Raw genomic sequence first — 15029 nt, 5'->3', positions numbered from 1 at the left:
AAAACCGCGCAATGTAAATTGCGCGGTTTTTTTATATCAACTAGGTTCAGGTTAGTTAAATAGCTTCTTTTTGAGCTGTTGATGGGCATTTAAAACGCGTTTACGTTTACTTAAACCTTGGCGCTTAAAGCTCTGAATTGGCATTACGCTAGGTTGCTCTTGCCCCAATGTAGGGATTGTAAAGTTAGCAACATCATCATTCGGTAATGCTATTTCTTGCTCATGTACACGTAATGCTGCAAGGGTGTCGTTATTATCAACTTCACTCGGGCAAATAAATATGCCCATTTTACGTAATTTAACCCCTAAGCCTATGCTACTTGAATATCGTACAATTGGGGCTGCTAAGATCAATCCAACTAAAATCGGCGATAACCACCAAAAGAATACAGGCGTAAAGTAATAAGCAATACCGCCCCAAGCTAAGGCGATTAAGGTTGATAGTAATGTGTAACCTATCGCTTCTTGCCACGGAACCATGCGGCCTGATCGAGGCTGGGCGTCCCACGTTACTTTTTTACCTAAAAATACACACACCACAAAGTAGCTATGAAAAACCATCATCAGCGGGGCGATAATAATGGCAAACACGGTTTCAATGATTGAGCCTAAAATTAATTTAAATGAGCCGCCAAATTGTTTATTACGATGGATCAGTGTGACAATAATCCCCATTAATTTCGGTAATAATAACAACACAATTGTGACAAAAAGCAACGAGTTAATTAATTCTGTTTTTGCTATTTGCCAAGTCGGAAATAATTGATACGCCTGATTAAAATAGACATTACTGTTTAGTGCGCGGGTGACCGCATCTATGGTACTTAGCACTAACATTGATAACCAAATTAATGATGAAATATATGCCGTTGCACCTAATAAAAAGTGCAGCTTGCTGATTATTTTTAAACCCGACGCAGGTAACAAACCTAAATGTTGAATGTTGCCTTGCACCCAACGCCTGTCGCGAATAGCGTAATCTAAAATATTACTCGGTACTTCTTCGTAGCTACCTTGTATATCACTGAGTAATAATACATCCCAGCCAGAACGATGCAGCAACGATGCTTCGACAAAGTCATGGCTTAAAATTTCGCCGCCGAAAGGGGCATTACCTTTGAGCACCGGTAAACCGCAGCAATCAATAAACGCTTTAACCCGAATGACGGCATTGTGTCCCCAGTAATTAGCGTGATTAGTCTGCCAAAAAGCTGAACCGGTTGCTAGCATTGGACTATAAAGTACTGACGCAAACTGTAGAAAGCGACCAAAGAAGGTATCTTGCCTAACAGGGATCGGAATCGTTTGAATAAGCCCTGCTTGTGGATTGTTGATCATGCTGCTGGTGAGCTCAAGCATACACTGACCCGTCATGATACTATCTGCATCAAGTACAATCATGTGCTCGTATTTACTGCCCCAACGCTCGCAAAAGTCAGTTAAGTTACCTACTTTACGGTGTTTGTTATCTTCACGGCGGCGGTAAAAAGTTTGTTTGGCAAAATCACCTAGGCGTTCGGTCAAGGCATGCCACGCTTTTAGCTCATTGTTAGCTATTTCTTTATCTTGTGTATCACTTAATAAGTAGAAATCAAAATGCGCAAATTGGCCTGTTTTTATCAGTGAACGTAAGCTCACTTCAAAACCTGCGATAACTCGCTGCGTATCTTCATTGTAGATAGGCATAACGACAGCAGTTCTGGTTTTACTCAATGCTTGCTGATCAATTTCGATTGCTTTTTGGCGCGTCAGTGTCAGCGGGTCAATTCTAAATAATTGTAAAATAAATCCCATACAGCCACTGCAAAATGCGGTCACAATCCAAGTAAAGGTAATTGAAAACAGCGCAAGTAATGCATACTCAAGCGGAGTCATGCCATTTGAATTTAAAATATCAAACATGATCCACATACCATAAGCTGAGATGGCTAACACTAACAGTGAAAAAAGCCATACACGAGTCTTTTTAAAAGGCATTGTGCTGTTACTCGACGTCATTTGGATACCAGACATAACTCCATACCTCGCTAACTTCTTTGTCACGTAGTGTTAATGATAAGCGCATGTCTACAGGCTTACCGCCCTCTGGCGCGACTTTAAAAGCAACACGCCATCCTTCATTATTTGGTAATTGTTGAACTGTTTTATCGCTTATTTCACCTGAATTTAGGGTCAAATTAGCAAGCAATTTTAGTTTGGCTGACAAGTTGTTAATATTGTCACCAGTGAAGTCAACCGTAAATTGGCGATGACTTTTTGGTGGTGGATTTTCTTCACCGGGTAATGCAGCACTGCCAATGCGAGTGCGTAAAACTCGGGCTTTATCTTGGCTTGCAAGCGCCGCGTTAAATGTTGACAATTTATAACTAAAACTAAGTGTTTCACCTGCTTTAAGTGGTTGCTCTGGTACCCAATAGCTAACGATATTGTCATTGGTCTCGGTATCAGTCGGTATTTCTACTAACTCAACTCGACCATTTCCCCATTGTCCTTGTGGTTCAATCCACAGGCTTGGGCGGGCATGATAATGTGCCTCAGTATCGAGATAGTTATTAAACTCACGGTCGCGCTGTGCTAGTCCAAAACCTTTTGGATTGTCATAACCAAATGACGTTACACTAAGCTGTTTAGGGTTATTTAGCGGACGCCACACCCATTTATTGTCTTGTGATTGCATTAGTAAACCATCAGAGTCATGTACTTCTGGTCGGTAATCATCAAAGAATTTAGTGCTATTTTCGCCGTGGTAAAACATGCTTGTAAGCGGTGCTATACCTAGTTTTTTGATATCTTTTCGGGCGAATATTTGCATTTTAGTTGTTACTTCAGTTGCTGTTGATGGACTGATCTCAAAACGATATGCGCCAGTAACAGAAGGACTATCAAGTAATGCATATAACACAATGTGAGTGTCTTCAGGTTTTGGCTTAACTAACCAAAACTCTTTAAATACTGGAAACTCTTCACCAGAGCTGAGTGCTGTATCAATCGCCAGGCCGCGTGCTGAAATACCATACACTTGGTCAGGGCCCACTATGCGAAAATATGAAGCGCCTTGAAATACCGCTACCTCATCTTTGTACTCATTATTATTGAGTGGAAAATGTACTCTAAAACCAGCATGCCCTAACTGAGTGGTGCCTAAAGCTGTGGTAATTTCCTGCTCAAGTGGTGCTGCGGTGCCATCATAGCGGTAGTAATCAGTTTTAAATGGTAGATTTTTTACCTTCGCATCAGCATCAACAGTGTTAATCGCGATAGGGTTTTTATAGAGAAAACCTGGATGGAATAACTGTACCTCATATAAACTTTCATCTTTCCAGATCGCATGATCTTGACGAAAACGAATCGCTCGATAGTCCTGATAATTAATATTATTTAACGCATCAACAGCAATTACGGGAGCTGCTACGTAGTCTTTGGCAGCCAGTTGTTTGGCTCTAGCTGTTACCACCGCAAATAATTTTTCAGAAGGGATTGTAAGCAAAGTTGGCTGTGTAGTTGGTACAGCATCAGCAGTATCCGCATCAGATTTTGTTATTGGTTGTTCTGCCGCACTGACATTACATGCACACAAGGCTAATAATGCACTTAATAATGCCCTCTTTTTAAATGATGGATACAGAGCTGCCCGCGTTATCGTTTCCATGAGGTTTTTTCCTTTAGCCGTTATCTGGTTAATTTTAAAATGCTTTAGTTAGTTGAATTCAAGTTTGCAAAAAACGAACCTAAAATAAACTTATATATTTCAATGACTTTATATTTATTAGTATCGTAGAGGGTGTACTTTCTTTGTGTAAGCTGGAAATAATTACACGCAATGTATGACTACTTCTTACTAATATAAGTAGATATTACTAAACTAAACCTTGCTCTAAGGTGAATGGCAGAAAAATCACGATGGTTGGATGTAGAAAGTTTGCCTAAAGTAGGCGCAGGGGCGAGGAAACTTGCCAATCATGATAATTGGCAAGTTAATATCAGTTATTGCACATTACCTAAAGCTTGAGCATTTTCTTTGCATTGGTTATAGGCTTCAATACATTTGGTATTACATACTTTATATACCATGCCTTCGCCGGTACTTTGCTGTTCGCAGTTCACTTCACATTGATAATTCTGTTGTGCGCATTGCTGCATTTCTGGGTTTTCTATTTGGTTTTGACACCCAGCTAATATGCCTATACACAGCGAAATGCTTGATAATTTTAATAATGAATTCATGCTTATCCCAATTATTGTTATGTAATATCAACGAGCAGATTGTCTATTAGCCTTACTGGCCCTAAGAAGGCTGCCGCCAAAATCACTAGTTGACTATCATTGAGTGTAGCTTTTTTTAAGGTATCGCGCTGAGCTATTTCAAAGTAGTCAATTTTGAGCCCTGCTTGCTCTAGTTGCTGCTTTGCTTGTCGGCATATGTCGTCAAAATCACGCTGCCCCGAGTTTAACTGTTCTGCGCTCCAATTAAGGGTTTTAAATAGCACTGTCGCTGTTTCTTTTTGAGCTTCTGATAAGTAGCCATTGCGAGAGCTCATCGCCAACCCTGACACTTCACGGCTGGTTGCAACGCCAATAATTTCTACTGGAATTGACAGGTCATGAGCCATGGTTTTAATCACTTGCAACTGTTGATAGTCTTTTTCACCAAAGCATGCATAGTCAGGCTGTACTAAGTTAAATAATTTAGTAACCACCGTTGCTACACCGCGAAAATGACCTGGACGTGATCCGCCGCAATAACCCATTGATATATTTGGTACATCGACAAAGCTTTGCGCATCTAAACCGTTAGGGTAAATGGCTTCCACACTTGGGGTAAATACAATATCAGTACCAAGCTCTGCCAGTCCTTGTTTATCCGCAATGAGGGTGCGCGGGTAGTTATCAAGATCTTCGTTGATACCAAATTGCATTGGGTTTACAAAAATACTAACCACGACTTTATCAGCCATGTTTTTGGCTTTCTCAACGAGTGAAAAATGCCCTTGATGTAGATTACCCATAGTTGGCACTAGTGCTACACTAAGCCCAGCTTGGCGCCATGCTTTAATTTGACTACGTAATGATTTTATTTCAGTGATCGACTGCATTATTTAAACTCATGTTCCGTGCTTGGAAAAGCACCACTTTTAACGTCGCTACAATATTTTTTAACCGCATCCGGCATATTGCCTGTTTCGAGTAAAAAGTTTTTAGAAAATTTAGGGATGTAACCTGCTGAAATGCCAACTAAGTCATGCATGACTAGAATTTGGCCATCAGTTTGATTACCTGCACCAATACCAATGGTAGGAATATTAACCGCGTCAGTAATTAATTTGGCAAGTTCAGATGGAATACATTCAAGAACCAGCATTTGTGCGCCTGCCGCGGCAAGCGCCTGAGCATCGCTAATCATTTTTTGTGCTTGTTGTTCACTACGGCCTTGGATTTTAAAACCACCAAACACATGTACTGATTGCGGTGTTAAGCCTAAATGTCCACATACCGGTATACCTTGTTGAGTCAGCGCAACAACTGAGTCATACAGCCATTCGCCCCCCTCAAGTTTGACCATGTTAGCGCCAGCTCGCATTAACTCTGCTGCATTTTTACAGCTCTCGGCTGGGCTTGAATAGGTCATAAATGGCATATCTGCAATGACGAATAAATCACGGCTCCCGGCGCGTACGCTGCGAGTATGATAGGCAATATCTTGATTGGTGACAGCCAGGGTATCGTCGCCACCTTGTAACACCATGCCTAACGAATCACCGACTAAAATAACGTCTACGCCGTTATCATGAAATAACTTTGCAAAGCTGGCATCGTAGGCCGTTAATGCCGTGATTTTTTGTTGGTCTGCTTTCATTTTATTAAGCGTAGAAACGGTTATTTTAGACATAGTATCCTCGTAGGCAACAGCCTGAAATTAATTACAGAGGTAATTGTTGTAATTCGTTTAGTGCCAAATTAGTGCTAATACTGTGAAGTAATGTACCATTTGGCAGCGTAATATTTGGGGCTATTTCAAGTAGCGGGTAAACCACAAACTCGCGTTCAGTTAGACCATAATGTGGCACAATTAAACGCTCGCTATTAATGACTTGATCACCAAATAATAAAATATCAATATCTAAGGTGCGCGGCCCCCAGCGCTGTGCTTTTCGTACTCGACCGTGTTCAAGTTCTATCTGTTGTGTTAAATCAAGCAACTGCTCAGGTAATAGCGTGGTTTTTAGCGCCGCAACAGCGTTAACGTAGTCAGGTTGATCTTGCGGGCCCATTGGTTTGCTCGCGTAATAATGCGATACACCAATAAACTCGCAATCAGCCAATGCACGAAGTGCTGCAACAGCATGATCTAGCTGAGTACGAGGGGCGTTTAAATTAGCCCCTAAACCAAGGTAGACGGTTTCCATGATCATTCAGCCGCTGGTTTTGGGCTGCGTCGGCGAGTACGACGACGGCCTTTTGTTGCGCCTTGCGTACCTAACGCTTTAACTAGCTCTTTTTGACCATTGATGTCTTGTTTTAAATAGTCAGTCCACCAGTTAACTAATTGCTGATGCTGTTTTTCACCGGCCTGTACGCGCAAGAGTAAAAAGTCATACGCAGCTTTAAAACGTGGTTGCTGTGTAAGGCGATATGCACGTTGTCCTGAGCGTTTATCTAAGCGGTGTTGAATATGCCAGATATCACGAGCGCCAAGAGTAAAGCGTTTTGGTACGGCAATATGTTGGGCATTATCACTGAGTACTTTGTTCATACCTTGAGCGAAGGCATCGTATTCAGATAGTTGCTCTTGTTCTTGCAGTGCTTTAGTGATCTGCAATAATGGGAACCATAACAATGCAGCAAAAATAAATGCTGGAGTTACTTTTTTCTCCGCATTAATACGTTCATCTGTATTACGGAACATCTGTTGAATTAAAGCGAACTCTAAGCCATCAGGATTACTATCTAAAATACTATCAAGAGCTGGAAATAATGATTTAAAAAGGCCATATTTACGTAGCATTAAAAAGTTTGCTTCGGCCTTGCCATTTAAAAACAGTTTCAGTGTTTCTTCAAATAACCGCGCTGCAGGTATATTATCTAACAGGCTTGCTAATTCATTTAATGGTTGCTCTGTTGCCGGTGCAATCGACATATCGAGTTTGGTTGCAAAGCGAACTGCGCGCAGCATACGTACAGGATCTTCGCGGTAACGGGTTGCTGGATCACCAATCATCTCGATTTGTCGAGCGTTAATAGCGGCTAAGCCATTAGCATAATCATGGATTGAAAAATCATTAATTGAATAATATAACGCATTGATTGAAAAATCGCGGCGTTCAGCATCTTCTTCAATACTACCAAAAACGTTATCGCGCAGCAGTTGTCCTTGGTCACTCGATTGGCTAATTTGGTTTTTATCTTCAGGCGCTTCGTGATGACCACGCATAGTGGCCACTTCGATTATTTCACGACCAAAAACAATGTGTGCTAAACGAAAACGACGGCCAATTAAGCGGCAATTACGAAATAGCTTTTTAACCTGATCAGGAGTGGCATTGGTGACTACATCAAAATCTTTTGGTTGTTGACCTAACAAAATATCACGAATGCAACCACCAACAAGGTAGGCATCAAAGCCTCCGTCTTTCAGGCGATATAATACCTTGATTGCATTTGGGCTAAATTGTTTGCGAGAAATACCATGCTCATTGCGTCCAACTATTAAAGGCTGCGCAGAGACTTGGGTATGTTCGGCTGTTACAGAGGCGGTTGGGCCAATAATTTGCCGACAAAATTGAAAAAGCTTGGAAATAATAATCTGTCTCCTACAGAATTCGGTTATTTGATGGACGCCATCAAAATCAAACCAAGTATAGCTTCACTTTGCTATTAACTGCACATGTGTTGCGTTTACTTGGTAATACCTATGGTATTAGAGTCTTGTTCATTCTAGTCAGTTAAACAGTCATTGCTAGGGTTAAAATTTTCTAGCATCACGATGCTGAAAATTATTATCCTGTTATTGGGCTACTTGACTGCTGAATCGTGTACAACCTTAACGCAATTGGTATTAATTAAATGAATTGCACATTTAAGGTGGGCTATCATATACCAGCACAGCTTAAAAATTAAGTTGAAGGCCTTAAAATTAGCCTTTTTTAGTGAATTTTTATTTGTTTAAATGCGTAAAGGCGGTTGTATGGCTGTGTGGGTTTTGCGAAATTTGAATTTGTGTCATTTTAGGGACGTTTTGCAAGCTGTAATTGTCGACTGCCCAAGCTAGCATTTGCTCGATATTTAGTTCAAGTAATTCATCTTTGGGCGCCAACCCTAAAAATTCGAATGCACTCAGCAAAGCCGGTTTGGGGTTACTTTTGCTAATAGCTGGGGCATAGTTTTGTTTTGATAATTTAAACCCAGGTTTAGCAACGGCTAATGGTAAATGTGCGTAATGGGGGGCCGTGGCAGCTAATTGTTTAAATAAACTCAATTGGCGTGCGGTTGGTTCAAGCAAGTCTGCGCCGCGTACGACATGAGTGATACCTTGGGCAATATCGTCTGCGACCACCACTAGTTGATAAGCAAATAGCCCATCACTGCGCTTTATTAAGTAATCTTCGTGGGCGAGATCATGAGCTACATTTATCTCACCTTGAATGAGATCATGGTATTGGCATGTAGCATGTTGCTGAATTAACCGTAGTGCGCTGCTGTTCTGACTATGCTTTAAATGACGACAATGGCCTTGATAAATACCGCCAAGCGCTTTAATTTCTTTGCGCGAGCAGTGGCAAGCATAAATTAGCTGCTGGTTATTTAGATTATTAATGGTATGCGCATACAAGTCATGGCGTTGAGTTTGATAGACTACGTCTTCATCCCAGTACAAACCATAGGCTTCTAAGGTATTGAGAATATCTTTAGCGGCGCCGTCTACAACACGTGTGGTGTCGATATCTTCAATACGGACTAACCAAGTGCCTTTGTTGCTTTTCGCGTCAAGGTAGCTGCCCACAGCCGCCACAAGAGAACCAAAATGAAGTGGTCCAGAAGGTGACGGCGCAAAGCGACCGCGATAGTTGCGCATAGGCGCAGTAACGGCTGTGGTAGACATTGATTAATTACTAGTAACTAACCACGTCCAGATTGTTTTTCTTTGATTTCCGCAAGCGTTTTACAGTCTACGCATAAGTCAGCTGTAGGACGTGCTTCTAAACGGCGGATACCAATTTCAATCCCGCACGAATCACAAAAACCAAAATCATCTTCTTTGATTAATTGGATCGTTTTTTCAATTTTTTTGATCAGTTTACGTTCACGGTCACGAGTACGAAGTTCTAAAGAGAACTCTTCTTCTTGTGCTGCGCGGTCAACTGGATCAGGGAAGTTAGCTGCTTCGTCTTGCATATGCGATTTAGTACGGTCAACTTCATTGCGTAAATCGTTGCGCCATGCTTCCAAAATAGTTTTGAAATGAGTGCGTTGTGCATCATTCATATACTCTTCGCCCGGCTTTTCCTGGTATGGTTCTAATCCGGCCTGAGCCAATAACCCTAATTTTTTTTGGTCTGGCATAACTTTCTCCTAAATCCTTAATATAATGCCCAGCATGAGCCGGCGGCTATAAATAACAGAATCCTATGGCCTAGGCAAATTTATTTTTCATTAATTAGTCTTACTTAAACCGCATCAATAAAATTAAAAAAGGTACGATAAGTGGTTTTTACACCGATTACTTTTAAATAAGTGCTTAAAAACTTGCCTTGTTATATGGGCGAAAACCTTAAAAACAAGTCGCTTTTAATTAAAAGTAAGCTTTTCTGTTAGTGTAATTTCAGCGCTCGAAATATCGGCTTTATAAGCAACTACTTCGACACCTTTAGTTATTGCTAAATCAACTAGTTGGGCGTACTTTTCGTCAATGTGGCGCGCCGCACTAACTTGCTTAATCCCTTGATGTAATACAGCAAACAGCAGCACTGCACGGTGGCCTTGTGCAACCATTTCAATTAATTCACGAATATGTTTTTGACCGCGAAGAGTTTCGGCATCAGGGAAGTAGCCTTGGCCACTTTGTGGATCATTTTGACTGAGTAAAGTGACAGATTTTACTTCAACATAGCAGTCTGGGCGTTGGGGAGCTGTCAGTAAAAAATCGATACGGCTATTTTCATCACCATATTTAACCTCTGGCTGTATTTTAGTGTAGCCGTTAAGCTCGCTGATTAGCGCTGCGTGCAGTGCTTCTGCAACGATTTTATTCGCGATTGCCGTATTTACACAGATCAGATGGCCAAACTGGTTTTGCGTCAATTCTAATGAATGAGGATATTTTCTTTTTTGATTGTTACTGGTGGAATAAAAGGCTGCAAAATCAGGCTCCGCGCAACCAGTCATTTTACCTGTGTTGGCACAATGGGCAGTAAACTCTGAGCCATCGCTAAGGCGTAAATCGGCTAAAAAACGTTTGTAGCGTTTGATCAAAGTAGCGTGTTGGAGTGGTGTTGTATATTTCATTATTTTAGTTATTTGGTCTCAAGCAGTTGGGAAGTTGTTGTGGCTATAGTAAACTCATTGTCACAATTTTAGCGCAAAGAGTATTCTATCATGTCTGAAAAATTTGTTGTTCAATTAAGCGAGCAGGGTGCTGCATCGCATTGGGGCGAAACCGCCACGTTATCTTTTAATGAGCACGGTGCAACGGTTCATTTATCTGAACAAGAAACATTAGTAAATGTACAAAAAGCCGCGCGCAGTATTGCCAATCAAGGCGTTAAAAATGTCGTGCTAGCTGGTGATTGCTGGTGTACAGAAACACAGTGGGCTTTTTATCAAGGGTTTGTATCGCCTAAGTCATTACACGGTGTTGAATTTGCTGAAAATGCTAAAACAGATAGCCAAGAGCTTGCTTCATTACTTCGTTCTGCTACTTGGGCGCGTGAAATGATCAATGGCACGGCGGATGACATTTTCCCTGAAAGTTTAGCTGGTAAAGCTGCTGAATTTATTCAATCACTAGCTCCTGAACACGTGAGCTATCAAATCATCAAAGGTGATGCGCTACTTGAGCTGCAGTGGATTGGTATCCATGCTGTTGGTCGCGGTAGTGAGCGCCCACCTGTATTACTTGCACTTGATTACAATCCAACTGGCGATGAAAATGCGCCTGTGGATGCAGCGCTTGTTGGTAAGGGGATTACTTTTGACTCTGGCGGTTATTCAATTAAAGCCAGCGAAGGTATGTTAGGTATGAAGTGCGACATGGGCGGTGCTGCAACGGTTACCGCAGGTTTGGCATTGGCTATTAGTCGTGGTATTAATAAACGTATTAAACTGTTTTTATGCTGTGCTGAGAATCTTATTTCAGGCCATGCATATAAGCTGGGTGATATCCTTACCTATAAAAACGGCACGACAGTTGAGATTGTTAACACTGACGCTGAAGGACGCTTAGTACTTGCTGATGGCTTAATGGCTGCAGCTGAAACAGGTGCTCCTTTAATTATTGATGCGGCGACACTAACAGGCGCTGCGCTAGTTGCTGTTGGTCAAGAGTACAATGCCTTATTTGGACTTGATAAAGAGTTTGTACGTGAAGTTGAAGGCTTTGCTGGACAAGAAATGGAAGGCGCGTGGCCACTACCACTTGAAAAGTGGCATCAACAAAACTGTCCTTCACCATACGCTGATACAGCTAACAGCCGTGCCCAAAAAGGCGGTGGTTATGGTGGTGCATCAAATGCTGCTGGTTTCTTGTCACGCTTTGTACCAAACGACGGCAAAGGCTGGGTGCATATGGATTTAGCGGCAGCGTTTAATATGGGTAGCACAAGTCAATGGGCTGCCGGTGCGACAACAGTCGGGATGCGCACAGTTGCACGTACTTTACTAGAAAAAGCGTAATCTTGAATATGTTTAAAAAAGCGCTGTTTTAGGCGCTTTTTTGTTGGCTATAAAAATGTAATTACAAACAGAAACAAGCTTTTTTAGTTTATTTGCGCTAAAATCTCGCCCCACTTTTGCATTTCAAGTGATTAAGGTTTGAAGTTATATTTCTTACATTAAAAGCGCTGCTTTTATTTAAGTCGTATTCATAAACTATACTTGAATGATCAACTCACACTGGGAATTCTAATTATGTCAGATAAGTGCTACATCACAGCGCAACAATTGCTTGAAGATTCATTTCGCGTTGCGGCGCAAGTATACCAAGATGGTTTTCGTCCTGATTTTATTATTGGTATTTGGCGTGGTGGTGCCCCAATTGGGATTGCAGTGCAAGAGTATTATGATTATAAGGGCATAGAGACAGATCATATCGCGGTGCGAACTTCATCATATTACGGTATCAATAAGCAGTCGAAAGAAATTAAAGTACATGGCTTACACTACATTATTGAAAATGCTAACGCAGGTGACTCCTTATTGATTGTTGATGATGTATTTGATTCAGGGCGTAGTATTTTTGCACTGAAAGAAAAGCTTTCGGAATTGATGCGTTTAAACTTACCTAAAGATATCCGCATTGCATGCCCGTATTACAAACCAAAAAATTCTAAAGTAGATATGAAGCCTGACTACTACATTCATGAATCAGAAGAGTGGTTAGTATTCCCGCATGAATTATCGGGTTTAACACCTGATGAGATCATCGCTGGTAAGACAGATTTAGTAAAAATACACGATATTTTATTAGCAAAATAAATCTATCGAGTAAAAATAAAAAGGCCTTAACTAGGCCTTTTTTTATTTATCAATTAGCTGTCTAAACTAATATTATTTATAGATTTCAAACGCTTCTTTTAATCGTGCTAAATGAGCATATACGTAACTGCTTGACATACGATCTTGGTTTAAGAAAGTATTATCGAGGTCGATTGACGATTTGAGTATTGTCGCACTACTGGTGTTTATCAAATTTACTTTTTGATTAATTATAGTATTTACGCTATGTGTCCAGCTTTTAGTCCCTGTAACTTGCCAATTACCTGCATCCATATCTTTGCGTGGTGATAATGGAATACTAAAACCAATCCCCACTTTCTCTACGTCAGTGTCGCTATACATTACGGTTATATTTGCATCACCAAACCAGAACTTAGTTTCAAGTTTATAGCCGGTATCTTCATTCCAGAATTGTCCACCAGAGATATGGAAAGAGACATCCTTTTCAGCCCATAAATAACGGTATGAATAAACCGAGTAGTCGCGTTTATCAGTGTCATAATCTTTATACTCAAAGTAGCCTAACTTTGCTTGTATCTTGTGGCGGCCTGCGGGGCTTTGCCATGCAGTTTCGTTGGTAATACCTGTATAATCAAAGTAATCTTGGAATAAACCGACTTGAGTCTGGTTATATATGTTAAACGGTAAAGCGAATGTTTGATATACAACGGCACGTTTAATCCCCGTTTCTTGGCGTGAATTACTAAATACACTACCTTTTTCAAAGTGATCTGTATTAGCTACATTAACTTGCCCAGTAATATTTACACCTGCACCTTGCCATAATGGTACATGTAAATCGGCTTGTAGAGCTAACGAGTAATCATAAACACCTAATTCAGTTGCATATCGTGATGATAACGATGGTGAAAATGAAACTCTAGGTACAAAATAAGGGCTCGTGCTTTGGGTATTTCCGGCCCATTTTACACCCACAGCATCTTTATCACTAAATTGAGTGCTGACCATTAAATCAGGAGTGATATTTTCATCAATAAAGCGACGGTAATTATCTAAATACCCATTGACTTGTAACAGTGGGATATCTTGTTTTGCCAAGCGAACAATAAATTCATTATTGCCAGTAGCAAAGCTTTCAGTTATGCGGCCTAAAACAAGCCCCAACGCATCAATTTCATTACGATTAAATACTGAGTTTTCAAATTCAACAATGATTTGTTTGCTCTCGCTAATACCAACACGGATATTTTCAAAACCATCGTTAACTAAGCTGCTTTTTAAGCTGTGAATTTGTTGATTGTTATTTTGTGCAGTGGAAACTTGTTGATTTTGTTTGGTCGCTGTTAATACTTTTACTGGTTCCGCAGATACTACTCGACTAACAGACTCTTCCGTTTGATTTGGGGATGTAGCAAGAGTTGCTCTCGTACGCTGATTTGAACTCTTAGATAACTTTGCCGCTGCAACTGGTTGAGGTGCTGGTTTTAGATTGTGGTAGTTATCTTGTGCTTCATCACTGAGCGGCATGCTAATATTGACACCCCAATAAGTATCATCACTAGCAAGTTCTGTATTTGAGTAAAAGCGGCTATTAAATGAAACCGTGGCAATATCATAAAGCCACTCTTTTGGAACTGTAATACGGGCGCCTAAATTAAATGCTTCTGCATCATGCTCAGCGAGTACTGAAAGCCAAGTGTAAGGTTGATATTCAATACCAGCAAACGCGCCGTCTAGTTGCCCTGTAAGCGTGTCAGATGCGCCAATACCGGCACTAAAGCGAAAATCCCACCACTGTTTAGAAGCAACAGCATAAAACGCTTCATACTGATTGGCTGCGCCACCGAAATCTTTAGCGCCAACAGCGACACTAAACCAGTCTTTTGGAATGAATGGAATTTGGTATTTGGCATTAAATGATAAGTCGCGGATTTGGCCTTTATTTTCATAGCTAAATGTTATGTCGTGCATCGACGATGAGGTAATCCTACCACTGACTTCTAAACCTTCAAAAAGTCCAGCTGAAAATGTAAAGTTATGACCGTCGGTGTACTTTCCTCTAGCTTCTAGCTGGTTACTGTAACCTATATCAATATTACCTTTGTCGATTACAACAGCGGTAGGAGTGTTGAAAATACCGGTAAATCCATTATATGCAATACCATGATTAATGTTTTGATCAGCAAAAACGGAGGTACTGGCACTGAGTGCGCAAAGTGTCGCGAGGGTTGTTTTATTATAAGTCACGTGATTAACCAATTTAGATTAGAGTTAGGTTTTAAACTTTTAAAACCCGATAATTATTTTAGCTATAAATACTATAAACCAAAAATAACTTAATAACGAGATAAACAAAAGCC

At 40.7% G+C, this 15029-nt stretch carries 13 protein-coding genes; 2 read left to right on the top strand and 11 right to left on the bottom strand.

Features of this window, described 5'->3' with window-relative positions:
• Nucleotides 1-51: 51 nt before the first annotated feature.
• The 10 genes from mdoH to sfsA all read right to left on the bottom strand — a co-directional run bounded on the left by mdoH (nucleotide 52) and on the right by sfsA (nucleotide 10500).
• A complete protein-coding gene (mdoH, locus tag PSR9079_RS13960) occupies nucleotides 52-2013 on the bottom strand; it encodes a glucans biosynthesis glucosyltransferase MdoH (RefSeq protein ID WP_145235370.1) in 1962 nt (653 codons plus the stop codon).
• A complete protein-coding gene (locus PSR9079_RS13955) occupies nucleotides 1985-3649 on the bottom strand; it encodes an OpgD/OpgG family glucan biosynthesis protein (RefSeq protein ID WP_246175569.1) in 1665 nt (554 codons plus the stop codon). Before PSR9079_RS13955 ends, mdoH begins: the two co-directional genes overlap by 29 nt.
• Nucleotides 3650-3984: 335 nt before the next feature.
• Entirely contained in the window at nucleotides 3985-4224 is a 240-nt protein-coding gene (locus PSR9079_RS13950; protein ID WP_149982117.1) for a hypothetical protein, read from the bottom strand.
• A 17-nt stretch (nucleotides 4225-4241) separates the two neighbouring features.
• Nucleotides 4242-5093 carry a pantoate--beta-alanine ligase gene (gene panC, locus PSR9079_RS13945; protein WP_149982116.1) on the bottom strand — a complete coding sequence of 284 codons (852 nt, stop codon included), beginning with the start codon at nucleotides 5091-5093 and terminating at the stop codon, nucleotides 4242-4244.
• A complete protein-coding gene (gene panB / locus PSR9079_RS13940) occupies nucleotides 5093-5887 on the bottom strand; it encodes a 3-methyl-2-oxobutanoate hydroxymethyltransferase (RefSeq protein ID WP_149982115.1) in 795 nt (264 codons plus the stop codon). The genes panC and panB overlap by 1 nt, the downstream gene beginning before the upstream one ends.
• A 31-nt stretch (nucleotides 5888-5918) precedes the next feature.
• Nucleotides 5919-6404 (bottom strand): 2-amino-4-hydroxy-6-hydroxymethyldihydropteridine diphosphokinase, encoded by a 486-nt coding sequence (gene folK / locus PSR9079_RS13935; RefSeq protein WP_149982114.1) that lies wholly within the window; start codon nucleotides 6402-6404, stop codon nucleotides 5919-5921.
• Between the two features lie 2 nt (nucleotides 6405-6406).
• Nucleotides 6407-7765, bottom strand: coding sequence for a polynucleotide adenylyltransferase PcnB (pcnB, locus tag PSR9079_RS13930; RefSeq protein ID WP_246175570.1), 1359 nt, complete (start codon nucleotides 7763-7765; stop codon nucleotides 6407-6409).
• 387 nt (nucleotides 7766-8152) lie between these two features.
• Nucleotides 8153-9097 (bottom strand): tRNA glutamyl-Q(34) synthetase GluQRS, encoded by a 945-nt coding sequence (gene gluQRS, locus PSR9079_RS13925; protein WP_149982113.1) that lies wholly within the window; start codon nucleotides 9095-9097, stop codon nucleotides 8153-8155.
• A 17-nt stretch (nucleotides 9098-9114) separates the two neighbouring features.
• On the bottom strand, nucleotides 9115-9558 hold the full coding sequence (gene dksA / locus PSR9079_RS13920) for an RNA polymerase-binding protein DksA (RefSeq protein ID WP_145235383.1): 444 nt from the start codon (nucleotides 9556-9558) through the stop codon (nucleotides 9115-9117).
• A gap of 225 nt (nucleotides 9559-9783) precedes the next feature.
• Nucleotides 9784-10500 carry a DNA/RNA nuclease SfsA gene (sfsA, locus tag PSR9079_RS13915; RefSeq protein ID WP_149982112.1) on the bottom strand — a complete coding sequence of 239 codons (717 nt, stop codon included), beginning with the start codon at nucleotides 10498-10500 and terminating at the stop codon, nucleotides 9784-9786.
• A 90-nt stretch (nucleotides 10501-10590) separates the two neighbouring features.
• On the opposite strand from sfsA, the gene pepB reads away from it, so the two are divergent.
• Together pepB and PSR9079_RS13905 are read left to right on the top strand one after the other, a co-directional pair.
• Complete coding sequence (gene pepB / locus PSR9079_RS13910; RefSeq protein WP_149982111.1) at nucleotides 10591-11886, top strand: aminopeptidase PepB; 1296 nt, start codon at nucleotides 10591-10593, stop codon at nucleotides 11884-11886.
• A gap of 234 nt (nucleotides 11887-12120) precedes the next feature.
• Nucleotides 12121-12687, top strand: a complete 567-nt coding sequence (locus PSR9079_RS13905; RefSeq protein WP_145235390.1) for a phosphoribosyltransferase — start codon at nucleotides 12121-12123, stop codon at nucleotides 12685-12687.
• Nucleotides 12688-12759: 72 nt separating this feature from the next.
• On the opposite strand, the gene PSR9079_RS13900 is transcribed toward PSR9079_RS13905, so the two are convergent.
• On the bottom strand, nucleotides 12760-14916 hold the full coding sequence (locus PSR9079_RS13900) for a YjbH domain-containing protein (protein ID WP_149982110.1): 2157 nt from the start codon (nucleotides 14914-14916) through the stop codon (nucleotides 12760-12762).
• Nucleotides 14917-15029: the final 113 nt, after the last annotated feature.

It is taken from the genome of Pseudoalteromonas rhizosphaerae, from assembly GCF_902498845.1.
Lineage (GTDB): Bacteria > Pseudomonadota > Gammaproteobacteria > Enterobacterales > Alteromonadaceae > Pseudoalteromonas > Pseudoalteromonas rhizosphaerae.
This window is presented reverse-complemented; position numbering and strand designations above follow the sequence as displayed.